Source organism: bacterium (genome assembly GCA_016708025.1).
Lineage (GTDB): Bacteria > Zixibacteria > MSB-5A5 > GN15 > FEB-12 > FEB-12.
The window spans coordinates 137,390-163,585 of record JADJGQ010000004.1 but is presented as its reverse complement, the minus strand read 5'-3'; the positions used below and the strand labels follow the sequence as shown (position 1 = coordinate 163,585).

General features: G+C 54.2%; 21 protein-coding genes and 1 tRNA gene. 8 read left to right on the top strand and 14 right to left on the bottom strand.

All coding sequences use genetic code 11. The annotated features are described in order from the left end of the window. Window positions 1-438: 438 nt before the first annotated feature. Window positions 439-1,134, bottom strand: a complete 696-nt coding sequence (locus IPH75_14115; protein ID MBK7143205.1) for a hypothetical protein — start codon at window positions 1,132-1,134, stop codon at window positions 439-441. 83 nt (window positions 1,135-1,217) lie between these two features. Further along, window positions 1,218-1,883, bottom strand: a complete 666-nt coding sequence (locus tag IPH75_14110; protein MBK7143204.1) for a hypothetical protein — start codon at window positions 1,881-1,883, stop codon at window positions 1,218-1,220. Window positions 1,884-2,209: 326 nt separating this feature from the next. Between IPH75_14110 and IPH75_14105 the strand changes: the two genes are divergently transcribed. Continuing rightward, on the top strand, window positions 2,210-3,493 hold the full coding sequence (locus IPH75_14105; protein MBK7143203.1) for an aspartate aminotransferase family protein: 1,284 nt from the start codon (window positions 2,210-2,212) through the stop codon (window positions 3,491-3,493). Window positions 3,494-3,568: 75 nt separating this feature from the next. Here the strand turns inward: IPH75_14105 and IPH75_14100 are convergent, their stop codons facing one another. Both IPH75_14100 and IPH75_14095 read right to left on the bottom strand, forming a co-directional pair. Further along, on the bottom strand, window positions 3,569-4,510 hold the full coding sequence (locus IPH75_14100; GenBank protein ID MBK7143202.1) for a hypothetical protein: 942 nt from the start codon (window positions 4,508-4,510) through the stop codon (window positions 3,569-3,571). 151 nt (window positions 4,511-4,661) lie between these two features. Continuing rightward, window positions 4,662-5,579 carry a DMT family transporter gene (locus tag IPH75_14095; protein MBK7143201.1) on the bottom strand — a complete coding sequence of 306 codons (918 nt, stop codon included), beginning with the start codon at window positions 5,577-5,579 and terminating at the stop codon, window positions 4,662-4,664. Window positions 5,580-6,460: 881 nt separating this feature from the next. Here IPH75_14095 and IPH75_14090 point away from each other — a divergent pair. Then, entirely contained in the window at window positions 6,461-7,318 is an 858-nt protein-coding gene (locus tag IPH75_14090; GenBank protein ID MBK7143200.1) for a hypothetical protein, read from the top strand. 294 nt (window positions 7,319-7,612) lie between these two features. Here the strand turns inward: IPH75_14090 and IPH75_14085 are convergent, their stop codons facing one another. Further along, complete coding sequence (locus IPH75_14085; protein ID MBK7143199.1) at window positions 7,613-9,106, bottom strand: DegQ family serine endoprotease; 1,494 nt, start codon at window positions 9,104-9,106, stop codon at window positions 7,613-7,615. A gap of 387 nt (window positions 9,107-9,493) precedes the next feature. Between IPH75_14085 and IPH75_14080 the strand changes: the two genes are divergently transcribed. Further along, a complete protein-coding gene (locus IPH75_14080) occupies window positions 9,494-11,668 on the top strand; it encodes a T9SS type A sorting domain-containing protein (GenBank protein ID MBK7143198.1) in 2,175 nt (724 codons plus the stop codon). A 469-nt stretch (window positions 11,669-12,137) separates the two neighbouring features. Here IPH75_14080 and IPH75_14075 read toward each other — a convergent pair whose 3' ends face one another. Both IPH75_14075 and pyk read right to left on the bottom strand, forming a co-directional pair. Continuing rightward, entirely contained in the window at window positions 12,138-13,022 is an 885-nt protein-coding gene (locus IPH75_14075; GenBank protein ID MBK7143197.1) for a polysaccharide deacetylase family protein, read from the bottom strand. Next, window positions 13,019-14,428, bottom strand: a complete 1,410-nt coding sequence (gene pyk / locus IPH75_14070; protein ID MBK7143196.1) for a pyruvate kinase — start codon at window positions 14,426-14,428, stop codon at window positions 13,019-13,021. Before pyk ends, IPH75_14075 begins: the two co-directional genes overlap by 4 nt. A 249-nt stretch (window positions 14,429-14,677) precedes the next feature. On the opposite strand from pyk, the gene IPH75_14065 reads away from it, so the two are divergent. From IPH75_14065 to IPH75_14045, 5 genes are all read left to right on the top strand, one after another. After that, window positions 14,678-15,049: a response regulator gene (locus IPH75_14065; GenBank protein MBK7143195.1), complete on the top strand. Its 372-nt coding sequence runs from the start codon at window positions 14,678-14,680 to the stop codon at window positions 15,047-15,049. A gap of 72 nt (window positions 15,050-15,121) precedes the next feature. Further along, a complete protein-coding gene (locus tag IPH75_14060) occupies window positions 15,122-15,496 on the top strand; it encodes a hypothetical protein (protein ID MBK7143194.1) in 375 nt (124 codons plus the stop codon). A gap of 86 nt (window positions 15,497-15,582) precedes the next feature. After that, window positions 15,583-16,980, top strand: a complete 1,398-nt coding sequence (locus IPH75_14055; GenBank protein MBK7143193.1) for a deoxyribodipyrimidine photo-lyase — start codon at window positions 15,583-15,585, stop codon at window positions 16,978-16,980. Continuing rightward, entirely contained in the window at window positions 16,977-17,462 is a 486-nt protein-coding gene (locus tag IPH75_14050) for a DinB family protein (protein ID MBK7143192.1), read from the top strand. The genes IPH75_14055 and IPH75_14050 overlap by 4 nt, the downstream gene beginning before the upstream one ends. Before the next feature lie 143 nt (window positions 17,463-17,605). Further along, window positions 17,606-20,536, top strand: coding sequence for a peptidase M4 family protein (locus tag IPH75_14045; protein ID MBK7143191.1), 2,931 nt, complete (start codon window positions 17,606-17,608; stop codon window positions 20,534-20,536). 178 nt (window positions 20,537-20,714) lie between these two features. On the opposite strand, the gene IPH75_14040 is transcribed toward IPH75_14045, so the two are convergent. The 7 genes from IPH75_14040 to gap all read right to left on the bottom strand — a co-directional run bounded on the left by IPH75_14040 (window position 20,715) and on the right by gap (window position 26,195). Continuing rightward, a complete protein-coding gene (locus IPH75_14040) occupies window positions 20,715-21,116 on the bottom strand; it encodes a DUF2914 domain-containing protein (GenBank protein ID MBK7143190.1) in 402 nt (133 codons plus the stop codon). Between the two features lie 1,162 nt (window positions 21,117-22,278). Next, complete coding sequence (locus IPH75_14035) at window positions 22,279-22,479, bottom strand: hypothetical protein (protein ID MBK7143189.1); 201 nt, start codon at window positions 22,477-22,479, stop codon at window positions 22,279-22,281. Window positions 22,480-22,684: 205 nt separating this feature from the next. Beyond that, a tRNA-Leu gene (locus tag IPH75_14030) sits at window positions 22,685-22,766 on the bottom strand. A gap of 21 nt (window positions 22,767-22,787) precedes the next feature. Then, window positions 22,788-23,207 carry a preprotein translocase subunit SecG gene (gene secG / locus IPH75_14025; GenBank protein ID MBK7143188.1) on the bottom strand — a complete coding sequence of 140 codons (420 nt, stop codon included), beginning with the start codon at window positions 23,205-23,207 and terminating at the stop codon, window positions 22,788-22,790. Window positions 23,208-23,221: 14 nt separating this feature from the next. Next, window positions 23,222-23,971 carry a triose-phosphate isomerase gene (locus IPH75_14020; GenBank protein MBK7143187.1) on the bottom strand — a complete coding sequence of 250 codons (750 nt, stop codon included), beginning with the start codon at window positions 23,969-23,971 and terminating at the stop codon, window positions 23,222-23,224. Between the two features lies 1 nt (window position 23,972). Next, window positions 23,973-25,190: a phosphoglycerate kinase gene (locus IPH75_14015; protein MBK7143186.1), complete on the bottom strand. Its 1,218-nt coding sequence runs from the start codon at window positions 25,188-25,190 to the stop codon at window positions 23,973-23,975. Between the two features lie 18 nt (window positions 25,191-25,208). Then, window positions 25,209-26,195 carry a type I glyceraldehyde-3-phosphate dehydrogenase gene (gap, locus tag IPH75_14010; protein MBK7143185.1) on the bottom strand — a complete coding sequence of 329 codons (987 nt, stop codon included), beginning with the start codon at window positions 26,193-26,195 and terminating at the stop codon, window positions 25,209-25,211. Between the last annotated feature and the right edge of the window lies 1 nt (window position 26,196).

Here is a 26,196-nt window from a genome sequence, read left to right as displayed (position 1 = left end):
GGCACTCATACTATGCAATTGCAGATTTGAATATTCACTCAGCGGCCGGATGATCTTTGGCAGGCATAGCAACGAGGGTCGCGGAGTAAAGCCCGGATCACACGAATTTTGATGCGAAAGCTGAAAAAGGGAAAACGTCTAGTCGGCAAAATTCGCGCGCCTGAAGAATAATAACAGCCCTCTGGAGACGCAAGCAAAATTGGACCAATTAACTCTATTTAACCATCGGATTATCTGAGCGGCAGACGTCTCCGCATGCCCTGTTGAATTGAGTGGCAGACCTCCCGACCCGTCCCTGCTATTTGAGAGGCAGACCTCCTGGTCTGCCCTTAGTGCATTCTGAAGTGAGTAGATGTTCGAAGTTATTGCGAGGAGCATGCGAACGTCGCCCCGAGCGAAGACGAGGGGCGGGCGGGGGACGAAGCAACCTCTCCCCTTTCACTTTCCCGCCGGAATCCCGGCCGTTAGCCCAAGCAAGAACCCCCAAGTTTGAATCATTCTGGTCCCTTCCAGATCATCAGGCAGTTCAGATTTGGTGAAAGACATATATCGCCTGAAACCAAGTTCGATTGCCAACGAGCTGCACATCCGTTTCTGCAAACCTAACTCCCACTCCACCAGAAACTCGGGATCGTCCGTGTCGATCTTCCACCGATACCCTGGTTGCCCGAAGCGATCAACAAGCTCTACGTATCCTTCGTACTCTCGATCCGCCTTTCCGAGTCCGAGGTCAAGATGCCAACCTACGCTTTTCCAGCCTAACACGCCAAGATGTGTGTAGCGTATACCCAGCGTCTGACTTGTTGCTGAGTACTGCAGAGTTGAAGCATATGATTCAAAGTCATCCGTGGGCCACTTCGGTAGTTCGACAGTCTCAAGTCCTGTTCGCGCGAAGTTCACGAAAATAGCCAGGTTCCTATGCAGTGGAAGTAGAGCCTCGATATTGTATCCGTAGCCAGACCTCAAGATTTCATACCGCTCATCCGGCTTAACGTCGTATACCCCCGCAACGCGCACCGCAAACTTCCAGATCTTGGACGTGGAGTCTGACTTGATAGTGTCTGTGGCTGAAACCTCCGTCGACAGGAAAACTCCCAGCAGGAGAATCTTGCTGATGTTCACCATTCTGTTCACAATGTCTCCCATTACTTGCCTATCGAACAATTACCGTACCCCACCATTTATGGTGGGCATCACAATCACCGAACGATTTTACCTCACTCCTTCTTCCCAAACCCCACCGTCACTCCCAGGCAAAATCCAAAATCCTGGTTCATAGTGGTGCCGTTTCCACTGGCCTTGTAGAATGAAAGGTATCGCCTAATACCAAACTCAGCCGCGATGCCTGATGTTATCCGCATCTGCAGCCCCGTCTCCCACTCAACCAGAAGATCCGGATCGTGCGAATTCGGTTTCAAGACATAACCAGGCTGGCCAGTCGAATCTTCCAGAAGTGCTCTTCCACTATATTCGGAGTACAATTTGCCTGCCGTAAGGTCCATGTAGAACTTTGTCCGTTTCCAGCCGAACAGACTCCGAGTGATGTATCTCAATCCGGCTGAGTATCTGTATGAAGAGAATTCCAGATCAGATTCGTAGGTCGTAAATGAACTTCCGAATTGCCGCGGCAGGTCGGTCATCTTCTGCCCAGACTTTCCCAGATTGCCAATGATCGCAAAACTCCTACTGATTGGAACCATCAGTTGTAAGTTGTAACCCAACCCTGAATGAAACCAGTAATCATCGTCACCCTGAACAACATCCCACGCCCCCGCCAACCGCACCGCGATCTTGTGTCTGACTTCAGTTGTATCCTCCCCCCTCACCATCCCACTCCACCCCACCAGCATCAACAGCCCCAAAACCAGTATTCGTCTTTTCATGGAGTATCCTCCCTCTCTTGATTGATGGATCACTATATCCAATTCCCGCCCTAAAATCAACCCTATGCCCGCTTCCGCCCATATCTCGATTCATCCTCAACCAACCCAACGACTTCCCTCCAACCTACCGAATTTCATTCGCCGAACTATCTTCCCTAAACACCAGTTTTCAACGCACCATAGTCACCGCACAAAGATATAATGCAACAATTGTTCTGTTTTTGACGTCTTTTCATATAGAAACAGCTTGCGGAAATGACGATAATTGATATGTTAGAGTCACCCACTTTCGACTACTAGGCCTTTAGAACATAGAGGATACGACCATGAATCCAACCGACACCCTGCATCGCTCAGCCACGACGTATTCCAACGTCTCCGATGACCAGATCTTTGACTGGGAGACCACGTACGGCGCCAATCATTACGGCCGCCTTCATATGGTGGTCCGCAAAGCCGAAGGCGCCTGGCTTACCTCTCTGGATGACAAAAAGTATCTCGACTGCCTCTCTGCCTATTCCGCCGCTAACCCCGGCCATCATCATCCGAAGATCGTCCAGGCACTCGTTGATGCTCTCAATGGTCACTATGCCTCTGTTATTTCGAATGTCGTTTATACCGACCCGCTTGGCTTCTTCCTGAAAAAGTGCGCGACTCTCGTCCCGCAGCTTGGCCCCCGTTTTGGCGCCAAAGGGAACAAAGTCCTCGCCAAGAATGGCGGCGTTGAATCCGTCGAAACTGCCATCAAGCTCGGACGCGCCTATGGCCATATGGCTAAAGGGATCCCGGATGGCAAACAGGAGATCATCGTTTTCGGCAATAACTTCCATGGCCGCATGATCACCATCGTTTCGTTCTCTACCTCAGAAAAATACAAAGTAGGCTTCGGCCCGCTCACCCCCGGTTTCGTGACGGTTGATTTTGGCGACCTCGAAGGCGTCAAGAAGGCCGTAAACAAAAACACCTGCGCTATTCTGGTCGAACCGATGCAGGGCGAAGGCGGCATGTATCAGCCGCCGGCGGGATTCCTCCAGGGACTTCGCGAGATCGCCGATGCCAACGACCTGCTGTTGCTCTTCGATGAGATCCAGGTCGGCCTCGGACGTACCGGCAAGAACTTCTGCTTCGAGCATGAGAATGTCATCCCCGATGCCGTCATCCTCGGCAAAGCGATCTCCGGCGGTTTAGTCCCGCTTTCTGTCATGGTGACAAACTCTCACCTGATGGATCTGGTCTTCCAGCCGGGTCGCGATGGTTCCACCTACGGCGGTTACCCTCTCGCTTGTGTGGCTGGCGTTGCCGCTCTCGATGTCCTCGTAGAAGAAAAGCTCTCTGAAAAGGCCGCCACGACCGGCAAGATCCTCAAAGAGAAGATCCTTGATGTTGCCAAGCGTTCCAAGCATGTCAAAGAAGTCCGCGGACGCGGCCTCTTTATCGGGATCGAAGTCAACGATGGCGACGCCATGAACTACTGCCGTCAACTGCTCGATCTCAATGTCCTTGCGAACGACAGCCACGGCCATACGATCCGTATCTCCCCGCCGCTCATCATCACTGAGAAGGATGTCGACTATCTGGTCGAACGTCTCGAAAAAGTGCTGGTTGGTTAAGTCGATACACGTTTCTCATAGAAAAGGCGGCTCACCTGAGCCGCCTTTTTCATTGTCTCTTGATCATCTCAAGACCTACGGACAGAGCGGCGGCACCGTGTGATTGAGCAGCCAGTTTATCATCCGTGACAGGTCGCTTAAGTCGACATTGCCGTTGCAGTCAATATCTCCTGACAGGACACTGGAGCCGATGGCAATCGCTATGGACTTTTCGGCGTGCTGCCCTTGCGGATTCGAAGCGCGAACGGTCAACAGATACGCACCCGCACCATTCAGGCCGGGAGTCCACTCCAACTGCCATGGTCCGGCACCTGAAACAGTCGGAAATGGCGACTGGCCATTCGGCCCCTCAAATGAGATCACTTCGACTGTGACCCCCTCATACAACGACCATACATCTACCGGAATTGACAGAGGTTTCAATGTCATACCTGAGACCGTCGCTGGGGTCGTCAACTCCAGTGCCGCATCAACCAACGTTAACGTCGTGTTACTCAAGCCTAATTCAACCTCCTCCAATTCATAGCTGCTCTTGAATATCGATGCCATAGAACGATGCCGGTTATAACAAGGATCTGCCGGATCCATGGCAAAGGAATCGACCATTTGGAATGTAAACTGGCTGCCCAGAGAATACCCATGCATCCAGATGCTGGCTATCTCTCCGGATCCGATTGGGATCCCCATGGATGGACTGCTTACGAATATTACTGTTCCGGAATCACTCGGCGTAGATATATCGCACGCAGTCGGTAACCAAACAGCTATAGGGACGTCTCCTTGTCCGAGTCTGCCACTTCTGACCACCGAATCGACCACAATTGTTCCGGAGAGGATACGTATCGAAGCGGTGAAAGCTTGGGTTTTGACATCGTTAGTCATGATGATCGGGATCTTCACGTTGTCCCCCGGATACCAATACGCCTCAGTCGTTCCCAGCTGTACATCTACCGCCGAGAAAGAGATCATTGGCACTAACATAAGCGCCAGAATCGCCAACCACGCCCATCTCCTCATGACCAGCTCCTTTGGAAATTTCTGCTTTGAGATCCTCCACACGTCACCCGACAGTGACGCACTAAGATAGTATTACGAGTCCATGTATGCAAGATTATTGTGCGGTTGGTAGAAACGTAGAATGCGGGAGTATAGAGGTTGAACTGACCGGCTACTTTCGAATCGACCCGAAATAGATCGCCCCCAGCGTCACCACTGCCCCCACTAATTGCAGTGGGCCGAGCATCTCCCCAAAGAAGAGAAATCCCCAAACTGTCGCCAGTATCGGTTGAAGCAGCAGCGCCAGCCCCGCGCGGTGTGCGTCGATATGCGGCAACGAAGATGATATCACTCGCCAACCGATCGCTTGCGGCACCAATCCAAGGCCGAGCAAAAACAGCCAACTCGTCGCATCCGGAGGCAACATCGCCTCGCCTTCAACCAGACCCGCGACTCCGAGGAAGATCGCGCAAAACAAAGCGGTCCAGGCCATCAAAGCAAGGGTCCCTACCTCCACATGCTCATGACTCGCCTTTTTCACCAGTGAGATATACGATGCATAGCAGATCCCCGTCAGCAGTCCGAAAAAGACCCCCATCAGGTAATGCTCAGTCAACTGGATATCATCACTCCCCACGCCTATCAAAAGCACGATCCCGACAAATCCAAGGATCGCCGCCAGAAAGAACTTAAGCGAGAGCTTTTCTTTGAAAGCAAAGTACCCCAGAATGGCACTGCCAAAAACCTGCGTATTCCCGAGAATCGTCGCCATCCCCGCCCCGGTAATAAATATCGACCGATGCCAGGTCCAGAGATCACAGAAAAACGCAAAACCGGCAAACGCCGACCAGAAGTAGATCCGTTTCGGCAAACCCACACTTTTCCCCTCGATCAGCGTCCATCCAAACATGATCGCCGACCCAAATAGCATTCGCCAGAAACCGATTGCCGTCGCGCCAAGACGGTCGCTCCCGATCCCCTTCACGAAGATCGCGGCAAAACTGATACAGACCGCGCCGATTGTTAACAACAACAACGCGCGCGATGGGGTCATCCGATGTTGGACTGGGATCGATCTTTCATTCGACATGGCCGAAAGAATAACTCCCCCCTCCTCCGCCTCCAAGCTTTTTGATGTCACTGATGCAATCCGCCCCACCTCTGCGTTCCGTCATCGCGAGCCTTGCCCTTCACTTCCCTCGCATCTCAACCCGACACTCCGACGGCAAGGCGTCGCGATCCCCTGCGACAGTTGAATCGAAACTGAGATCACGACGCTTTGCCTTGTCAAATGGATGAAGCAAAGCTCGTGATGACGATTCCTATGCCGGGTGGCGGTAGAGCCGGTGAGGATGATTGCCAAGTGCCAGGTGATGGGCCGAAGCCAGTCTGGCATCATCAAGTATCTGCCATCGAATTGGTTGACTGTCGGGAGAGTGATCTGCGCTTATTCTCGACCAAATAATCCTGCTTTCCAGTCGACCGACTGACCTTTCTGCCGGGGGGTGACAACCTGGAATCATCAAGTACCTGGTTAGCCGTGGGTTGACTGTTGGACATGGCTCCTGCAATTACCCGCTTGGTTGACCGATCACGCCTTCCGCGAAAACCAGCGAGGGAGTCTCGGCTATTCTCCTCCCTCTATTAATGGGCGCGGACTTTGAAGTACTGACAATTGTAATACAGCTTGCACTTCAGATGTCCCCGTCTGCCCGCCCCGAAGCCCGTCATCGCGAGCCTTGCCCAGCACTTCCCTCGCATCTCAATTCGACACTTTGACGGCAAGGCGTCGCGATCCCCTCATTTCTTCTCTTGCCTCATCCCTTCCGTTTCAGTTTCTTACGGTCAGGGAGTAACATGACCACCATCTGCACGAATTCTCCACAGGCCTCACCTCCGCAGACCCTGCGAGCAAGGGCTTTGACGCACAGGACTTATAGCGGAAGCACCCACTAATAGTTACAGGGGATAATGATAAAGAAGCTTACTTCAGGTGTGCTGGCTAAGTGGGCACTGACCGGTGCAGCATATGCTTACCTTATGGCAATTGGTATGGCATATCTCTTCGCACAGGCCGATCAGACTTCATTGAAAGAGATTCCTGAGGTTATTTTGCAAGGCGCGTTGGGTGCATTAGGGTTAATAGCGGCTTGGTACTACGCAAAGCTCCGCCACTGCGTATCTGATAGTGGCGGCGACGGGCCACAGTTCGATCACGAGCGACTTCGCTTCAGAGCAGTCCTGTCCATACTCTTTTCTGTTCAGGTTGCGATCTTACTATTTGGTATAGTACTGCTGCGGTCCAATCTTACTGCTGGGGGGTTGGCTTGCTTGACGGTTGCGCTTGTGGTCACAGTTCTCACTGTCATATATGTAGTTCGTACATTCCGACTCATGCAGTTAGAACAAGGCAGGCGCAAGAATAGATCACTCGCGAGTCTACTCGCATGGAGCTATGCGCTCGCAATTGTTCTTACGCTCCTCATCATTGCCCTTTTCGAGTACCGCCATGGAAGAACATCCGCTGCATACTTGTTTCTTGGATGGGCAGTTGTGCTTGGCGTATCCAATGTCGCTTCGGTTGTCGAGATGATCAGGAAACGCGAAGAGCAGTTGCAACCGGAGAAAAGGGTGTTCAGCATGGCAATGGCAATATTCGGCTGTGCGACGGTCGTAATTACATCATTAGTCGCGTGCGGCGCGTTTATCCTGAGCTTCCAGTCGCCAACTTATGTAGCGATTGCCGCAATAGTATGCGTCATCTTCACTTTTCTCATGTTTCGAACGGCCAAAAAAGCTGAGGCAAAGTTTGGACATGCGAACGCCTGATCTCGATATGGTGGAGTACCCTATTGGGGTGGAGAGCTGTTTCAACGGTACGACCGACCGATTGTAACACTGTTGCTTGGGTAACAGTATTGTAGGTCGGATCCTCTGTTGGCGTAGCCGGTGCGCGAAGTGTAGGTTTCGACACTCATTGTCAGCGGCACAAATCCCCAGTCTCCCCACCCCTATTAATCCACCGTACCCCACCATTTATGGTGGGCTTCTCAATCACCGACCACTCTTGATACAAAAAAAACAGGGCCTTCCGGCCCTGCTCTTCTCTTCGCTCTCACTTCCTCAACCGATATCAAACGCCACAAACCGCTGCTGCTCGCCTCGCGAAACCAGCAACAGGAGTGGACTTCCTTGCTTCAGACCCCGCAGTGCACTCTCAAACTCCTGCACCGAGGCTATCGGTTTCCGATTCACTTCTCTCACCACATCCCCCGCGCGCAAGCCTCCCTGCCGATAGGCCGCACTCGACTCGTCAATATCAGTCACCACCACTCCGGCTGTATTCTCCGGCAGATCGAACTGCCGCGCAAACTCGCGGGTGACCGGTCCGACATCAAATCCCGGATCCAGCCCTCGCTCCTGATCATTCGATGGTCCGCCCCGGCGTATCGCGCCGCTCTCGTCCTGTTCCGGAAGTTCACCCAACTTCACCGCCAACGCTTTCTCCCGGCTATCTCGCAAGAGCCCGAGCGTGACTGTCGTCCCCGGTTCTGTTCGGGCGATCAGGTTGCGAAGTTGTGCTGAATTCGTCACCTCCGTGCTGTTCACTTTGATGACCACATCCCCCGGAGCAATTCCGGCATTTTCCGCCGGACTCTCTGGCGCCACCGAGCCGATCAACACTCCACTGTTTTCTTCCAGCCCCATCGCTCGCGCCAGCACTTCATTCACATCCTGAATACCAACTCCAAGCCAGCCGCGCACAACCTTCCCATTGCTGATAAGTTCGTTCATAATGTCCAGCGCCATATTGACCGGCACTGCAAACCCGATCCCCTGAAATCCGCCGGAACGACTCGCGATCGCCGTGTTAACGCCGACCAGCTCGCCATCCAGATTTACCAGCGCACCACCGGAATTCCCCGGATTGATCGCCGCATCCGTCTGAATGAAATCTTCATAGTCGGCCAGCCCGACATTGGACCGCCCCTTCGCGCTGACTATCCCCTGGGTCACGGTATGCGCAAGATTCGGATTCAGCGGCGACCCGATCGCCATCACCATCTCTCCCACCTGCAGATCATCACTGCTCCCCTGCTTGATCGGAGTCAATCCTTTTGCCTCAACCCGGATCACTGCGATATCCGTCTTTTCATCTGCGCCGATAACTTTCGCCGCAAGTGACTTCCCATCGCTGAACCTGACAACGATCGAGTCCGCTCCCGCGATAACATGGTTGTTCGTCAGGATATACCCATCCTCCGATACCACCACTCCTGAGCCCAATCCTTGCTGTCTCTGTTCCTGTTGCGGCGACTGATTCCCCTTCGGCATATTGAAAAACTGCTCGAAGGGATCATTAAACATTCCGAAGTTTGGATTCAATCCGCCGATCCCACGCATCTTCACCACTTTTTCGGTCGAGACTGTCACCACCGAAGGAGTCACTTCTTTGGCGATCTGAATGAACGCCTCGTTCAGCGCGCGCAGCGACTGCATCCCGGAGTTCTCCTTGCTCTGGGCCAACACATCTCCAGTCGAAAAAACGCCAAGCACTCCAACCGTCACTACCGCTATCAGTGACATCACTGTCACCCGCCAACTTCTGTTTAGCATACGTCATAGCCTCCTGTTCTTATTTATCCTGGTCGGTTTGCTGGATTATACCAATTCGGTTTCCGGCGGATTCAACCCGCTATTGGCCATTCCCCCTTCTTTAACCAACCTTAACATCGGCCCCCCCGACGCCTCATTTGCGCTCTCAAATAAGGGGGACTTCCCCCATTTTCTCCCCTGCCTGACTGACGTAACTTATTGATTTCCAACGACCCTTCGCCCCCAAAACAGGGACATCCCAAGTCGCTGTTTCAGATTGAAAAATTTGTCAAGTTCGGCCCCCGTTGGTCCGAATCTATCTGAAGAGACTGGCATACCGGATGGTAGCGACTTGCCGGACTCCCGACCTGTTGCGTCACCCTATGGCTACCTCCCAGGAGTTCATGTATGAATTACTCGCGATTCTTGTTCTGCGTCGGATTCTGCTTACTCATCGCTGTGGCAGCGTCGGTAAAGGCCGGATCTGACTACCGGTGCCCGCCGGTCTTCAATGACAGCAAGCACAGGCTGGTCTATGACCACTGTGACTCCGCGAGCTTTACTTTCAAGGCGACACCGCCTAAGTCTCGCCGTGGCGAATATCCTGCCGATGGCATCATTCGCTACCGCCAGCTCAAGGGACCGGGCGCGCTTGACTCTGTCAGCGGTTATTGGTCCATGCCCGCCGGCTCCCAGGTTGAATGGTACAATTCTCTGGTGTTGGTCGAGGCTTACTGGCAAAGCATACCAAGTCTGAAAACACGCACCGGCCTTATTCTCTTCCCGAAAAACCAGATGCCGGTGGTTGTTCTTGATGGTATCGAACGGCGTGACACTATTCCGATCCCCTTTGGTGAGCTCTATACGCTGCCGATCGGCACCTATGACCATGATGAATGCGACCAGCCGGTCGTCTCCTATGAGCGTGTCCGTCCGCAGCCGTCCGGTACGGTCGAACTGCTTGAAACCGAAAATGGTTACAACCTGACTTTCCTGCCGAATCCCGAAGATTCCGGCCGGTTCTTTCACGTGCTGTTGAAGATCTCCGATGGTTACAAGCAGAACCATTTCAAATTTACCTTTGCGGTGGTTGCGCCTGAGGACGATGACGAGGATCCCGAAGAAGAGATCTTTACCTCACTTGGTCTCTCATTGAATGCCGTCCGTGATATCGTACCCGGTCAGATCGCCGAACTGAACCTCTCGTTGGATTCGATCTCCCAGCAACAGGGGATCGGTGGATTTGATCTGACTTTCCGCTTCGACAGCGCCGCGCTGTCGATCGCCGAAGTACTCCCCGGCGCTCTTTATGACTCCTGCGCCTGGGAATATTTCACCTATACCAACGCACCGGGCCAGGTTCATCTCGTTGGTATCGCCGAAACCAACAATGGCGACCTGCACCCCTCGTGTGGCGCGCCGACTCTCCCGGTCACGGTGGCCAGACTCCGCTTCCTCGTTGGTTCCGATTCAAGCTGGGCCTGTCGCTTTGCGCCAGTCCGCTTCTATTGGTCAGACTGCGCGGACAACTCTATCTCCTCTGCCTCAGGTAATCACCTCTTTGGCGTGGAGAGACTGTTTGAATTGCAGGATTCCGTTTTCGTTGAACTCCCCGCTTCCGGCGCGGTTCTCCCCGGCGTTGGCGGTCTTCCGTTGGTCGGATGTGATTCCCCCATTCGCAAGATCGTCCTCTACTCCGGCGGCGTCGGGATCGCTTGCCCTGAACCGGTCGCGGAAACGCCCGGCGATGTTGACATGAATGCCGTACCGTTCGAAGTTGAAGACTTCCGTCTCTTTGGACGTTACTTCGCCAATGGTCCGTCGGTCTTCACGGTTGACCCTGTCGCCCAGGGGAATGCCTCGGATATCAATCAGGATGGCAGCACGCTCGCTATCGAGGACTACGTCCTGCTCTATCGCCGGATGTCCGCGCTGGATACGGCCAATGTACTGCCGCCCAACTCATCGAATGTCGCGTCATTCTTCATCAATGCCGGTATGTTGCTCTGCGCGACCTCAGATACGCTCGGCGCGGTGCAGATCGTCCTGGCCGGAAATGTCACGCCGCAATTGCTGGCGACCGGTATGTCAATGCAGACCTCTGCCCGCAATGGCTCGACCTATGTCGTGCTGTCGCCAAAGGAGAATTTCCCGAACGCCACTTTCTTCCGCGCCGGACCGCTCCTGCGCATCCTGACGACGACTACTATTCAGTCTGTCGCCACCGCGACCAAGTATGGCGGCAAGGTAACTTCGCAGATCGGCCAGACGATGGTCAATGCTGCACTGACGGATGGTCCGTTGCCCAACTCGTATGAATTGCAGCAGAACTACCCGAATCCGTTTAATGGCGGAACTGTCATTCGCTTCGACCTGCCGCATGGTGGCGATGTCTCTCTTGAGATATTCAATGTCCTCGGTAAGGTGGTCTACCGACATGAGGAGAACCTCTCTTCAGGCAGCCACCAGTTTGCCTGGGATGGTAAATCCTCCGATGGCAGTGATATCGCGACAGGCGTGTACTATTACCGCCTGACTTCCGGCTCCTTCACCGCCACGAAGAAGATGATGTATCTGAAGTAGTGTTAGATCTGGTCCTATGACCGTACCCCATCATTTATGGTGGGTTAAATGAAAACCCGGCGCGTCTTGCAGTACTAGTGGAGCAAGCCCGCCGGGTTTCTCTTTATGTATTACTCTGAGTAGCGGACCAACATTTGAGCAGCAGACGTCCCCGTCTGCCCTTTCTCCCTTGTTCTTAGCTATCCGCAAGATTGTCATTGCGAGAAATCGCGGCATGAGTATTTGTTACTGCACAAAACTCCCCTCCGCGATTTCGAAGCAACCCCCGCCCCATACATTTCAACATCAGACTCAGCTAGGTAAAATTGTCTTGATACGTTTGAGAGAATCGTAGGTCGGGTTGAATGCGCCATCTCAACTGCGATCTCTCATCCCAAATACTCCACCGGCGCATGAAACCCGACATTTGCTCCCCCACAAAAAAGCCCGCTCTCTCAAGCGGGCTTTCACATCTCAATAACAAAATCTTCTACTCTTCTTCCAGCGCCAGCATATCCAGATACCCCACCCCGCGCAATCCATAGTAACTCTCCGCCTGCGCGTACACTTCGTCACGAAGCGCCGCGTCGAGCGGAATGAACTTATATCCCGCCTCTTCCAGCGCGGTCAACAGCTCATCCAGATAGATCGCGTTCAATCGATTTGTCTGGAGCATCAGAATCTGCTTCACCTGGTGTCCCACCAGATCATTCGCCATCATCTCGGCCCGCTCCAACTCATCAAACACGCTGTTGAAATACTCATCCCTGAGCACCACGTACTGCAGCGAATCCAGCACCTTCCCCATCTTATTCAGCGTGAAATTGTACATATGGTCATCGGGCACCACCGACGCATGCGCCACCACTGTCCCGGCCTCGGAGAGATACCCCTTCACCTGCCGCTTATCCTCTTTATTTGCGCCATAGTGAAGATACGGGTAGCGGAAATATCGCTTCTTCTGCCCGAAACTCTCGAGCATCGTCTCCAGCTCCGCTTCCCCCATCGACACCTCTTCGATGAACTTCACATAGCCGAGGTCATTCAGATCTTCATGATTGTACGTCATACTCCCGATTGCATGGCCGTCATTCAGCCATTGCCCGATCAGGTCGTATTGATTTTCCAGATTCGCCCCCACGACAAATCCCGCCGCCTTCACCTCATGTTTTTTCAGCGCCTGGAGAATCAGGAAATTGATCGCTTCGGGGTGTATCTCGCCGAATGCTTCCGCCGCCGGAAGTTCATTGAAGGTGATGGCGATCGACTTGGTCGCTTTGACCGGCTTAGCCGGTGCTTCATCCTGTCCGATTGCTCCTCCCGCCACCGCCAACAGGATCATCAGTCCGAGTATTCCTATTTTCGCACGCATCATTCTACCTCATGGATCATCACCAGATTTGAAGGCACCGTTCTGCCGAAAGGCGCGCCTCCCGTGATGATCACATGCTCTCCTTTGCTTGCCAGTTGGTATTTCCGGCTGACCTGATTCACGGTTGACACCAGCGAATGGAACGAGCCGGGCTGCCGTACATATATCGGACAAACCGACCGGATCAATGAGAGCTGTCGCATGACATTTTTGTCGGATGTGAGCGCAGCGATCGTCTGACGCGGAAAGAGATTGGCGATCAATTCCGCCGTAAATCCGGAGGTCGTAAAGGCAAAGATCACCCGGATCACACTGTCGTCCGAGATCGCCCCCACCATCCGCGAAACCAAATGTGGCTCAATACTATCCGTCAGGTCACGCACCACCATGCCGGAGTTGACCTCCCGACGTTCCTCGCTTGCCGAGATCACCGCCGCCATCATCCGGACAGTCTCCAGCGGGTATTGCCCGGTCGCCGTCTCCGCAGAGAGCATCACCGCATCCGCATGGTCAAAGACCGCCGAGGCAACATCATTCACCTCTGCGCGCGTCGGTCGCGGCGAAAACCGCATTGACTCCAGCATCTGCGTCGCAACTATCACCGGCTGACGGTGCAGATTCGCCAGCTCAACGATCCGCTTCTGCAAATTAGGCAGACGCTCCGGCGGCAGCTCCACCCCCAGATCCCCTCGAGCGATCATCACTCCGTCAGATACATCCATAATTGACTCGAGCGATTCGATCGCTTCCCGCTTCTCCAGCTTGGCGATGATCTTCTGTTTTCCGCCATACTGCTTGATGAGTTTACGCGCGACCAGCACATCATCCGCCGAACGTACGAAAGACAGCGCGACAAAATCCGCGCCGCTCTCGACCGCTGTCTTGAGATCTTTCTTATCTTTTGCGCCGATAGTCGGCATCTGCACCACTGAATCCGGAAGGTTGATCCCTTTCCCGGGAAGTAGTTTTCCGGCGTTCAGCACCCTGAGGCTGACTTTGCCATTCGCGCATTTCTCCGCTTTCAGACCGACATTCCCGTCGTCAATAAAAACTCGTTCGCCCGGTCTGATCGATGCAATGATCTTGGGATGATTTACTGCGATCTGGCGAAGTTTCAGATCGCTCGTCGATTCCGTCAACGTGATCTGTTCGCCTGCCTTGACCGCTAGGTCACCCGCAAATCTTGCGAGTCGAAGTTTCGGGCCGGAGATATCAAAGAGAATTCCGACCGGCCAGCGCTGGCTGGTGGTCGCTTTTCGGATTTGACGGACCGCTCCCGAAAAATCTTCGGTGCTTCCGTGAGAGCAGTTTATACGGAAAGCATTTACGCCTTCATCGACCATCCGACGGAGCAACCGCTCCGAACTGACCGCCGGACCATATGTCGCCAGTATTTTGGTTCGTTTCATGACCGCCAGTAACGACACTTAGCGCCAGGAATCAACCAAAAATCACCCCAGATCGTTCACTCTGTCACATTATGGAAATCTTTTCCCCGAATTACAGTTTTATATTGCAACGACTTAACAAACCCATCTCTCGAAACTCCGCTTTTCTTCCGTCCAACCCTTTCATTTGCCCGTACAATGTCGTATATTAAACCGGTCGAGTGGGAGACCTACCAACAGATAAGGAGATCCCTGAGGGGTATTTCAATTATGCAAAACAAGAAGGTATTGATTGCCGTCAACAATATGATCTTCACTTCCAAGATCATGTCGGTCCTTGACGGAATGGATGCCGAGGGTATTAAAGCAATTCGTTCAGACGAGATTTTTACCAAAGCGCAGGAACTTCGGCCGGATCTTATCATAATCGACCTCAACCTGAATGGGATTGAGGCGCCGTCGCTGATCAATAAACTCCGCTCCTACGGAGCCACCAGATCAATCCCGATCGTCTGTTATTCGCCACATATCATGGCGGACCAGATGAAAGCTGCGCTCTCTGCGGGTGCCACTGAGGTGTTACCAAACTCCAAGATGACCTCCCGTATGAATCAGATCCTGGGAAAGTATATCAACAACTGAACGGACGGTTTTCACGCCGCTCGTCATACGAACTAAGGACCGGGAGCTAGCTCCCGGTTTTTCTTTATGCGAATGCTTGAAATTCATCTCGAGGTCAATGACCTCGACATCGCCGAAAAGTTCTACCAGGCCCTCCTCCCCTATCAGCGTATCTCGCGCTGGGACGATGGCTCGGCTGTTGCCTTCGTACTGAACGATGGCACCGCGTTTGGCCTCTGGAAAAAGGGAAAGCTCGGGCTCTTTGGCGGACAGGGCGCAAAACATCTGCATTACGCCTTCCAGATCGAACGCGAGGAGATAGACAGTTTCCGCAATAAACTCCATAACCTCGGCGTTGATGTCATCGAACATACCTGGCCCTCAGGCGACATGAGTCTCTATTTCTTCGACCCCGATGGCCACCAGGGGGAGTTTATGACCAAAGACTGGCTCAAACCCTTCAGTTGATAGACGCCCTCACTTTTTTTTGACGGAGCCCCTCCTACAACGGGAACGAACCGATCCGTTCGCTGTTGAATCCAGTATCATCCGCTATGGGCAAGCGCTACCACATCTCGCTATTCATCTTTCGGCGCGACCTCCGTCTCGACGACAACACCGCCCTGCGCACCGTCCTTGAGTCATCTGATCTCGTCATCCCCTGCTTCATCTTCGATCCTCAGCAGGTCCGCAACAACCCGTACCGCGGCAACAACGCGATGCAATTTATGCTGGAGTCGCTCGAATGGCTGGATAAGCAATTGACATCACAAGGCGGCAGGCTTTATCTCTTTGAAGGCGAACCGGCCGCGGTCATCGACCAACTCATCGCTCAGCATCAGATCAACGCCGTCTTCGTCAATCGCGACTACACTCCCTACAGTATCGCTCGCGACAGATCGATCAACGAAATCTGCGACCAGCACTCTGTTGCGTTTCACCAGCACGCCGATGCGCTCCTGACCGAGCCCGAGGCTGTCCTCAAAGATGATGGCAAACCTTACACCGTCTACACGCCGTTTGCGAAACGCGCCCGTACTATTCTCATTCCGGAACCGCAGGCAGTCTCAACCCGCAATTTCCACACGGAAGATATCGCGGGAACAGTCCGCCTCACGGATCTGCCAATTCATCCATCGCGCAATGAATCGCTCTTTACCCATGGCGGCTCTGACAATGCGATTTCACAACTCGCGCATCTCGATACATTCAGGGATTACGCCACCACCCGAGATATCCCGTCGCTCAACGCCACCACCGGACTCTCCGCTCACCTGAAATTCGGGACTATCTCAGTTCGTCGCGTCTACCGGTCAATTGCTTCGCGATTTGGTGAAAGCCATACTCTGATAAACGAACTCTACTGGCGCGACTTTTTCACCCACATCGCGTTCCATTTCCCCCATATCTTCACCGGCGCGTTCCATGCCAAATACGATCAGCTCGCCTGGTCCACTGACACGAGCGCTTTCGAACGCTGGTGTTCCGGCACTACCGGCTTTCCCATCGTCGATGCCGGCATGCGGCAACTCAACCAGACCGGCTTCATGCACAATCGCGTCCGCATGATCGTCGCCTCTTTCCTGGTCAAAGACCTGCATCTCGACTGGCACTGGGGAGAGAAGTACTTCGCACAAAAACTCTCGGACTACGATCCGTCCGTCAACAATGGCAACTGGCAGTGGGCCGCTTCGACCGGCTGCGATGCTGCCCCTTATTTCCGCATCTTCAATCCCTGGCTCCAGCAAAAGAAGTTTGACCCTGACTGCGTATATATACACCGATGGATTCCGGAGCTTGCTCTCCTCTCCCCCTCGCAGATTCACTCATTGCACGAGTCAAACAACGTCACACCGGGCTATCCTTCGCCGATGGTCGACCACCGCATCGAAGCGGAACGCTCCAAACAGATATTTGCTTCGCTCAACCAACAATTGAAAGGGACGATATGACTCATGAAGAACGACTCGCGCTGATCGAATCCTATGGACAGGCATACCAAAAATTGACTGAGGCGCTCCCGAAATTTCCTCGCGACATGTGGCACTACAAGCCCGCGCCGAGTCGCTGGTCCATCCACGAGATCATCATTCATCTCGCCGATTCCGAGGCGAACAGCTACATCCGTGCACGTTGCTTCATTGCAGAGCCGGGGAAAACCATCATGGCCTATGATCAGGACAAATGGACCACTGACCTTCGCTACGATCTGCAGGATGCCGCCGGAGCGCTCGAACTGTTTAAGTGGCTTCGCGAAATGTCCTATCGCATGATCCGCTCTATTCCCGAATCGTATTGGAGCCGAGTTATCCAGCATCCTGAATCCGGCGAAATGACTATGGATCGATGGTTGCAAATCTACGAAAACCACATTCCATTGCATATCGGGCAGATGCAGCGCAATTTCGACGCCTGGCTGTCGCACCAGAAGTAGTCTGCGGCCATCCGCAAAGGTGGACATAATACGTCCGGTTCACTGGGGAAATCCTTGACAGAAATTGAATTGTGCGTATCTTTCAGCGATACCACCAAATCTCTGGTCAACCCGTTGCACCAGCAAAAGAGGACCCCCCGATTATGCGTCAGTTGATCACCATCGCTCTTGTGGTCTGCCTGGCCGGATCGCTCATGGCTGCGGCTGCCCAACAGCAGATCCCCGCCACCCGGCTTGACATGTTGTCACTCGAGCCTACCTGGCAAACCGCCGAAATTGCTCAGGGACGCTTTGTTGTTCCCGGTTCCACCGTGGAAGAAAAAGCGGTTGCATTCATTTCCTCACGCCCCGATCTCTTTAAACTTAATTCCGCTTCGCAGGAACTGCTGCTCACCCGACAGGCGACTGACCAGCTCGGTCAGGAACATCTTCGCTTTCAGCAGCGCTTCCAGGGTCTGCGCGTCTGGGGAAAAGAGACGATCGTCCACTTCCGCGAAGACCAGTCGATCTATCTGGTCGGCGGACAACTGATCCCCACTCCGTCGCTCGCAACGTCTCCCGCGGTTGATATGGCCACTGCGGAAGCAACCGCGCGCGCGATCCTCGCCGACAGCCTGGTCGGAGAATCGATCAACGCCAACAGCGAACTGCTGATCTACCCCGATCGCAGCGGCACCTCACATCTCGCCTGGCTGGTGACCATCACCGGTGGCGAACGCTCCGCCATTCGCTGGCGCGTTTTTGTCGATGCCCGCTCCGGTCGCGAACTCTTCAAATACAACGACATTCATTTCGATGGCCCTGCCGTCGGTACCGGCGTTGACGTTAACATCAACACGCGCACGCTCCAGACATATCAGTTCGGCCCGGACTATAAACTGGTCGATGCTTCCCGCCCGATGTACCAGGCGCCGATCACCAATTACGATGGTGTCGTCATCACCTATGACAACTACCTCGGCTCTGGTCCGATCACGACCGACCCGAACGACAATAATAATTTCAATGACAACACGTCGCTCCGTGCGGCGGTCTCCGGCCATTACTATTCCGGGCTTACCTACGACTATTTCCAGTCAAACTTTGGCCGAAACAGCCTCGATGACAACGGTATGTCGATCATCTGCTCGGTCCATGACCCCACATATACCAATAATGCCTTCTGGAACGGCATCTCGGTCAACTTCGCCGATGGCGATGGTACCACCTACAAGCCGTTCTCCGGCTCGCTCGATGTTGTCGCGCACGAACTGGCTCATGGCGTCACCGAGCATACCGCCAACTTGATTTATTCTTTTGAATCAGGCACGCTGAATGAATCATTCTCCGATGTTTTCGGTGCCATGGTTGACACAGCCAACTGGCTGATGGGCGAAGAAATTCGCATCACTTCACCCGGATTCCTCCGTAATCTCGAGGACCCGCACCAGGGCCCCAACCCGGCTCGGTTCCCCTTCGGCTATCAACCGGCACATCTCTCTGAGTATGTCGTGCTGACGATTGACACCGACAATGGCGGCGTCCATATCAACTCCGGCATTCCGAACCGTGCAGCCTTCATTGCCTCCACAGCCATCGGTCGCGATAAGACGGCGCAGATCTGGTATCGCACGCTCACCACGTATCTGACTCCAGGATCATCGCTCAACTTCTGGTCGTCGATGACCGTTCAGTCGGCCAAGGATCTCTACGGGTTCCCGTCCGCCGAAGTGGATGGCATAGTGCTGGCGCTTGACTCTGTCGGTTTCGGACTGGTTGCCGCCAATCCGGCCGCGGTCAGCCCGATGGTTGTCACGCTTGGTGCCTCAGTCGACACCACCGTCACCATCACCAACTATCGCCCTGAGAATGTCAACTGGACCTCGGTCACTTCTGCCCAGGGATTCCTGACTCTGTCGACCTCCGGACCCTCCACCATGGCCAGTGGTGACTCCGTTGTCGTCACTGCGACAATGGATGCCACCTCGTTGTCTACCTGCAATCTCGGACAGGTCGAGGATACCATCGTGATGGCCACCACCAATCCATCGGTTCCGACCATCAAGGTTCCGGTCTCAATTCAGATCGGCTACCTCCCAGTAGCGCTCATGGAGCGACCGATCACCACCAACTGCCTGAATGTCACGCTCAATAATCGCCCATCGGTACATGATTTTGTTCGCGCCAGCGATGCCATCTCCAGATTCTCTCTCCTCGTCATGCATGAGAATGGTGCGGATACCTCAATGTATCTGGACTTTTATGAGACCCCCACTTGGTCGACTATCGACAGCTTGATGAATGGCACGATTGGCTCCGATCAAACACGCACCCTCCGCTTCGCCTCTAACGGCGGCAAAGTACAGGGGAAAGTGACCTACCAATGGGAGCCTTCCGATGTTGCCGGATGCGGCTACGTCACGGCCGACTACGCGATCACCAATAATTGTGCCGCACCGCTGGCTATTCGCTCCGGCGTGTTTGGTGATTTTGATGTCGCCTCCTCCGGATCAAACCAATGCTACTATGACGCGACCAACAAACTGATCTGGATTCAGGATCCTTCGAATACCATCGCCGCGGGCGTCGCCTTCCTCTCGGCTGGCAATCCGAGAAATATGCGCGCGCTGGACAACCCGACCTATGTTTGGGATGGTGTCATTCCGGGCGATATGTACCAGCAGATGTTCCAGCCAACCAGTGCCAATGGTCCCAGCAACACCGACTGGTCACTCTTGATGACATTCGGTCTCGACACGCTCAGTCAGGGTGACACGGTCAAGTACCGTATCGCGCTCCTTTATGCTCCAGGCGGAAGTAGTGGCCTGGTTCCGATCCTCTCACAGATCACGCCGCAATCATGCTGTATCGGGACAACCGGCAACGTCAACAAATCGGTAGCCGAGATTCCGGACCTCTCCGATCTCTCCTTGCTGATTTCCTACCTGACCATCACGCCGAAACCGTCACTGCTTTGCCTCCCTGAGGCCAATGTAAACGGATCGGTCGTAGTGACGCCGGACTTGTCCGACCTGTCGCTCCTCATCTCTTATTTGACGGCAACGCCAAAGCCAACTTTGCCGGCTTGCCCATGAGGACGATCAAGCCTGTGCAGTGATTGACTGTACAGAGATAGTCTGCACATTGATCTGATTCTCATAGATAGAAAACGGCCGCTCACCCGAGCGGCCGCTTTCTTCTGATTTGTGTCCCGCCATTTGCGCGGCAGACGTCCCCGTTTGACTTGCGCGGCAGACGTCCCGTCTGCCCGTCTTATTCTATCTTAAACTTTGCCGCCCCTATCGGCTTCCCCTCCGCATCCACCACCCGTACTTCCCAGTTCCCGGCCATCCCATAGAGATTCTTCACCGACCAGGTCCGCCACGGCGACGCCTTCACCTGCAGATCAACCTGACACATCTCCTTGCCGTCATGCAACCAGATATGCGTCACCGTCGCACCGTCAGCGCCGGCCCCGGTGATCTTGCTCCAGCAATAGAGCTGCGCTGTCGTCACGGCGAATGTCGAATCCGCCCCGTCCGGCATCCGCTCGACGATCGAGGTACAAACCTGCACCTCCGCCGAAAGCACCGGCACCGCGGTTGTTTCCTGAGCTGCGGCACTGCAGCAGAATATCGCCAGTGCCATCATCGCGACCAGAATTCTTGATTTCATTTTGAGGTCCCCTGATTAGAGTTCAGCTATATGAACAGGGATAGCATATGCGGAAGATTCAATCGAAGCAACACTTTTGAGGGGCAACTTGTGAGTCAACTTTAACACCTCAATTCCCCGCCCACCATCGCCTTCGTAGGTCGGGTTGAGCGCTGAATGCCCGCTCACCTCAACCGAACCTTCCCCACACGAAACCCGACACATATTCACCCGCCCGCTACTTTGTCACAGATGCCCTTTTGGCTGTCATTGCGAGAAATCGCGGCCCGAACTTTTGTTACAACGCACATCTCCCCTCCGCGATTTCGAAGCAACCCCTGCCCTTCACTTCCCAATTCCAGACTCATTTCCCGACCACATGGATTGACGGTCCTGCCTTCCGAAGCCTTCGCAGGTCGGGTTAAGCGCTGAATGCCTGTACTTCTCAACCGAGCTCTCCCGCGCGAAACCCGACACATACTCACCCACCCGCTCTTATGTCACAATCCCCAATTGGCTGTCATTGCGAGAAATCGCGGCCCGAACTTTTCTTACAACGCAGATCTCCCCTCCGCGATTTCGAAGCAACCCCTGCCCCTCACTTCCCAATTCCAGACTCATTTCCCGACCACATGGATTGACGATCCTTCCTTCCGACGCCTTCGCAGGTCGGGTTAAGCGCTGAATGCCTGTACTTCTCAACCGAGCTCTCCCCGCGCGAAACCCGACACATACTCACCCACCCGCTCTTATGTCACAAATCCCCAATTGGCTGTCATTGCGAGAAATCGCGGCCCGAACTTTTCTTACAACGCAGATCTCCCCTCCGCGATTTCGAAGCAACCCCTGCCCCTCATTTCCCAATTCCAGACTCATTTCCCGACCACTACGATTAACGATCCTTCCCGCCGTTCCGTCGGGTCCTGCTTCGAATCCCATTGCCACCCGCTCCCATTCTTCCACCGATATCGCCGCCTCGATTCGAAGTGTGACCCGACGGTCTTCCCCCCAACAAAAAAGGCCTCGCTTGCGCGAAGCCTTATATTGTCAATCTGCGGAAGAGGGGACTCGAACCCCTCGATACTCTATGCTCTTCAACGCGCTGTACAAATGGTTGACTCGTTCGCGGTAAACGGCAGATTGCGCTTCAACTACTCGAATCACGTGTACCCACAAGATAGTGCTACTCTATACCCGTTCCGTCCAACAAGGCCTCTTTTACCAGTTTGATGTACTTCTTAGTGTCCTCTGGCTGGTGGGGAGAGAGGTTGCCCTTCTCTATTTGGGCTACTAGGGCGGCCGCAGCACCTTCCATGGCGATGAACTGTAGTGTCGGGGTGTAACCCTCTTTTGCTTCGGCCAAATCAAAATGAACATTTGACATAGTGGAATCCCTTTGTTTAAAGTTTCGGTTCATTGTTTACTGCGAGATAAGGTTCGGGTCCAGTGCTGTCAAGTGAGCTTGCATGACCTTTATCCAAATGTGATAATTGGCTCTGTTTTCCGACGGGTACGCAGAAACTCTTACAGATAGCTCTCCCCCCCAACAAAAAAAGGCCTCGCTTGCGCGAAGCCTTGTATAATCAATCTGCGGAAGAGGGGACTCGAACCCCTACGGATTTCTCCACTACCCCCTCAAGATAGCGTGTCTACCAATTTCACCACTTCCGCGAAACTGTCAGATCCAAAGATCTACTGACCGCCACCTGCCGGAGGAGTCGTCTGCGTGCCGCCACCATCACCCGCCGGTAATCCCGCCGGATTCGGTGTCGTCCCCTGCTGCTGCTGTTGCTGCTGCTGACGCTGCATCTCTTCCTGTGCCTGACGAGTCACGGCTGATTCGCCGCCGTCGGCCGGAATGCCCGTCACCGCCGCGCGATCTTGCGCGGACATCCAGGCAAGCATAATACACATCACCATAAAAGCGATTGCCAGACCGGTGGTCGCCTTGGAGAGGAAGGTCGCCGCACCGCGGCCGCCAAATACTGCCGATGACAGCCCGCCGCCGAAAGCGGAACCGGATAATCCTTCACCCTTGCTGGACTGCATCAGTACAACCAGGATCAGGGCCAGGCAGATCAAAACGTGAATGACGATCAATACTGGAAACAACGGAGAACCTCCAACTACACTGCGTTTATGATCCTGATAAATTCATCCGCCTTCAAACAGGCGCCACCTACCAGGGCTCCATCTATATCCGCTTCTGCGAGCAATCCCAGGGCGTTGTCACCTTTGACCGAACCGCCATACAGGATCGGCAGTCTCTCTGCCGCCGCTCGATTTTTCTGACTGATCCGCTGACGAATGAACCGATGAACCTCCTGCGCCATCGCAGGTGTCGCGGTCCGTCCAGTCCCGATCGCCCAGACCGGCTCATATGCCAGTACAATGCGACCTAACTCGGCGTCACCGAATCCGGCCAGCACACCATCTACCTGCGTCCCAACGATCTGTTCCGTGCGACCGGATTCACGCTCGGCCAGTGTTTCTCCGACACAAATTATCGGGATAAGTCCTGAAACCAGCGCAGCTTTGGCTTTGCGGTTGATCAAATCATCGGACTCGGCATGGTACTGCCGCCGTTCCGAGTGGCCCAGTATAACAAAGGTAACCCCAAGTGTCAAGAGCATCTGCGCCGAGATCTCCCCCGTATACGCCCCCTTCTCATGCTCCGACATATCTTGCGCCCCAAGCGCTATATGGCTACCCTGCAATAGTTTACTAGCTAAACCTAAAGAAGTATATGGAGGGCAGACTACCGCTGTCGCCTTCGGATTACGCGATTCTCCCGATAGCAACCCGCCAATTAACGACTCGGTCTCCGCAACCGTGCCGTTCATCTTCCAATTTCCGCAGATGATCTTTTGGCGCATCTCAGTACGCGCCCACCTGCGCCAGGTCGGTCAAAGCTGCCACTCCCGGTAGCTCTTTCCCTTCCAGGAACTCCAGCGAGGCCCCACCGCCCGTGGAAACGTGCGTCAGCGAACCATCCAGACCGGCTTCGGCGACCGCCGCCGCGGAGTCTCCGCCGCCAACGATCGTCACTGCCCCCTTGGACTGCGTCAGATCCGCCAGCAATTTCCCGATAGCGATCGTCCCTTTCGCAAACGGCGTATGCTCAAACACACCCATCGGACCATTCCAGACGATCGTTTTGGCATTCGCCAGTTCATCCTGGAAGAACAGGATCGACTTCGGACCAATGTCCAGCCCCTTCCAGCCATCCGGGATACTTTCGACCGGCACAATTTTCGTTTCTGCCGTATCGCTGATCTCCTGTGCGATCACGATATCCACCGGGAAAAGCAATTTCACCTTGGCGGCCTGCGCCTTGGCGATCGTCTCCCGCGCCAGATCGATTTTGTCTTTCTCCACCAATGAATCACCCACCTGGTAATTCATCGCTTTGGCGAACGTAAAGACCATCCCGCCGCCGATCACCAGGATATCTACCTTATCCAGCAGATGCTGTATGACATCAATCTTCCCGGAGATCTTCGCGCCGCCGAGTATTGCCGCAAACGGACGTTTCGGATTGGTCACCGCCGCGCCGAGATACTGCAGCTCTTTCTCCATCAGGAAACCGGCCACCGACTGCTTGAAGTACTTTGTCACGCCTTCAGTCGAGGCATGCGCACGGTGCGCCGACCCGAATGCGTCGTTGACATAGATATCCGCAAGCGAGGCGAGCTTCTTCGCAAACTCCGGCTCATTCTTCTCTTCTTCCTTGTGGAAGCGAAGATTCTCCAGAACCATCAGGTCGCCGTTTTTCATTTTGCCGACCATGTTGGCCGCTTCCGGTCCAACACAATCTTCCGCGAACATCACCGGTTTGCCGAGCAATTCCGCCAGATGGTTCGCTACCGGGCGAAGTGAAAACTCCGGCACCGGCTTGCCGCCCGGACGACCCAGATGCGAACAGGCGACCACCCGTCCGCCATCGCCGAGGATCTTGTTGATCGTCGGCAATGCTTCGCGGATCCGACGGTCATCGGTGATCCGAAGTTTCTCGTCGAACGGCACATTAAAGTCAACCCGAAGCAGCACTTTCTGCCCCCGGAAATTGACATCGCGTACTGACACTTTATTCATAGCTTCGTTCCTTCTGCCTTACATCATCCGGCCGAGCATATCGACCATCCGGACAGAGAACCCCATCTCGTTATCGTACCAGCCGAATACTTTGGCCAATCGGCCGTTGCACATCGTTAATCCGGAATCAAACACGCAGCCGTGCGGGTTGCCGACGATATCGACCGACACGATCGGCTCATCGCAATACTCCAGCGACCCGGCCAATGGTCCCGCGGATGCCGCTTTCTTGAACGCCGCGTTGATCTCTTCTTTCGTCGTATCCTTCTCCAGCTCAACCGCCAGATCGGTCACCGAACAATCCGGAGTGGGAACACGGATCGCGATACCGTCCAGCTTCCCCTTCATCGCCGGGATCACTTCGGCGATCGCCTTGGCCGCGCCGGTCGTAGTCGGCACCATCGAAACCGCCGCCGCACGAGCGCGACGAAGGTCCTTGTGCGGTGAATCAACTATCCGCTGATCCGCCGTATACGAATGGATCGTCGTCATCAAGCCGCGCACGATCCCGAAATTATCCAGCAATACCTTCACCATCGGCGCCAGACAGTTTGTCGTGCAGGAGCCGATCGAGATTACATGATGTTTGTTTTTGTCGTACGAATCCCAGTTAACTCCGCGAACGAATGTCCCGTCATGCCCCTTGGCCGGTGCGGAGATCAAGACCTTCTTGGCGCCCGCCGCAATATGCTTCGCGGCTCCTTCTTTATCCGTAAACTTGCCGGTGCATTCCAGAACAATGTCCACCCCGAGCTTTGCCCACGGCAACGCTGAGGGATCCTTCTCCGCCATCACCGGGATCGTTTTTCCATCGATCACCAGATTGCCGTTTTCGGCCCGTACTTCACCGTTATATCTCCCATGCACAGAGTCATACTTCAGCAGATGCGCCAATGTTGGGGCATCCGTGATATCGTTCACTCCGACGATCTCGACATTTGTTCCGCGGGTGGCTTTGTAGACCAACCGTCCAATGCGCCCGAATCCATTGATACCGACTTTCATT

Bases quoted from the DNA above. Each gene is read 5' to 3' on its own strand.
- IPH75_14090 (MBK7143200.1), top strand. From the start codon at position 6,461: ATGATAAAGAAGCTTACTTCAGGTGTGCTGGCTAAGTGGGCACTGACC.
- IPH75_14060 (MBK7143194.1), top strand. From the start codon at position 15,122: ATGCTTGAAATTCATCTCGAGGTCAATGACCTCGACATCGCCGAAAAG.
- IPH75_14045 (MBK7143191.1), top strand. From the start codon at position 17,606: ATGCGTCAGTTGATCACCATCGCTCTTGTGGTCTGCCTGGCCGGATCG.
- IPH75_14055 (MBK7143193.1), top strand. From the start codon at position 15,583: ATGGGCAAGCGCTACCACATCTCGCTATTCATCTTTCGGCGCGACCTC.
- IPH75_14040 (MBK7143190.1), bottom strand. From the start codon at position 21,116: ATGAAATCAAGAATTCTGGTCGCGATGATGGCACTGGCGATATTCTGC.
- IPH75_14075 (MBK7143197.1), bottom strand. From the start codon at position 13,022: ATGATGCGTGCGAAAATAGGAATACTCGGACTGATGATCCTGTTGGCG.
- IPH75_14085 (MBK7143199.1), bottom strand. From the start codon at position 9,106: ATGCTAAACAGAAGTTGGCGGGTGACAGTGATGTCACTGATAGCGGTA.
- IPH75_14100 (MBK7143202.1), bottom strand. From the start codon at position 4,510: ATGAGGAGATGGGCGTGGTTGGCGATTCTGGCGCTTATGTTAGTGCCA.
- IPH75_14105 (MBK7143203.1), top strand. From the start codon at position 2,210: ATGAATCCAACCGACACCCTGCATCGCTCAGCCACGACGTATTCCAAC.
- IPH75_14065 (MBK7143195.1), top strand. From the start codon at position 14,678: ATGCAAAACAAGAAGGTATTGATTGCCGTCAACAATATGATCTTCACT.
- gap (MBK7143185.1), bottom strand. From the start codon at position 26,195: ATGAAAGTCGGTATCAATGGATTCGGGCGCATTGGACGGTTGGTCTAC.
- IPH75_14020 (MBK7143187.1), bottom strand. From the start codon at position 23,971: ATGCGCCAAAAGATCATCTGCGGAAATTGGAAGATGAACGGCACGGTT.
- IPH75_14035 (MBK7143189.1), bottom strand. From the start codon at position 22,479: ATGTCAAATGTTCATTTTGATTTGGCCGAAGCAAAAGAGGGTTACACC.
- IPH75_14095 (MBK7143201.1), bottom strand. From the start codon at position 5,579: ATGTCGAATGAAAGATCGATCCCAGTCCAACATCGGATGACCCCATCG.
- IPH75_14015 (MBK7143186.1), bottom strand. From the start codon at position 25,190: ATGAATAAAGTGTCAGTACGCGATGTCAATTTCCGGGGGCAGAAAGTG.
- pyk (MBK7143196.1), bottom strand. From the start codon at position 14,428: ATGAAACGAACCAAAATACTGGCGACATATGGTCCGGCGGTCAGTTCG.
- IPH75_14080 (MBK7143198.1), top strand. From the start codon at position 9,494: ATGAATTACTCGCGATTCTTGTTCTGCGTCGGATTCTGCTTACTCATC.
- IPH75_14050 (MBK7143192.1), top strand. From the start codon at position 16,977: ATGACTCATGAAGAACGACTCGCGCTGATCGAATCCTATGGACAGGCA.
- IPH75_14110 (MBK7143204.1), bottom strand. From the start codon at position 1,883: ATGAAAAGACGAATACTGGTTTTGGGGCTGTTGATGCTGGTGGGGTGG.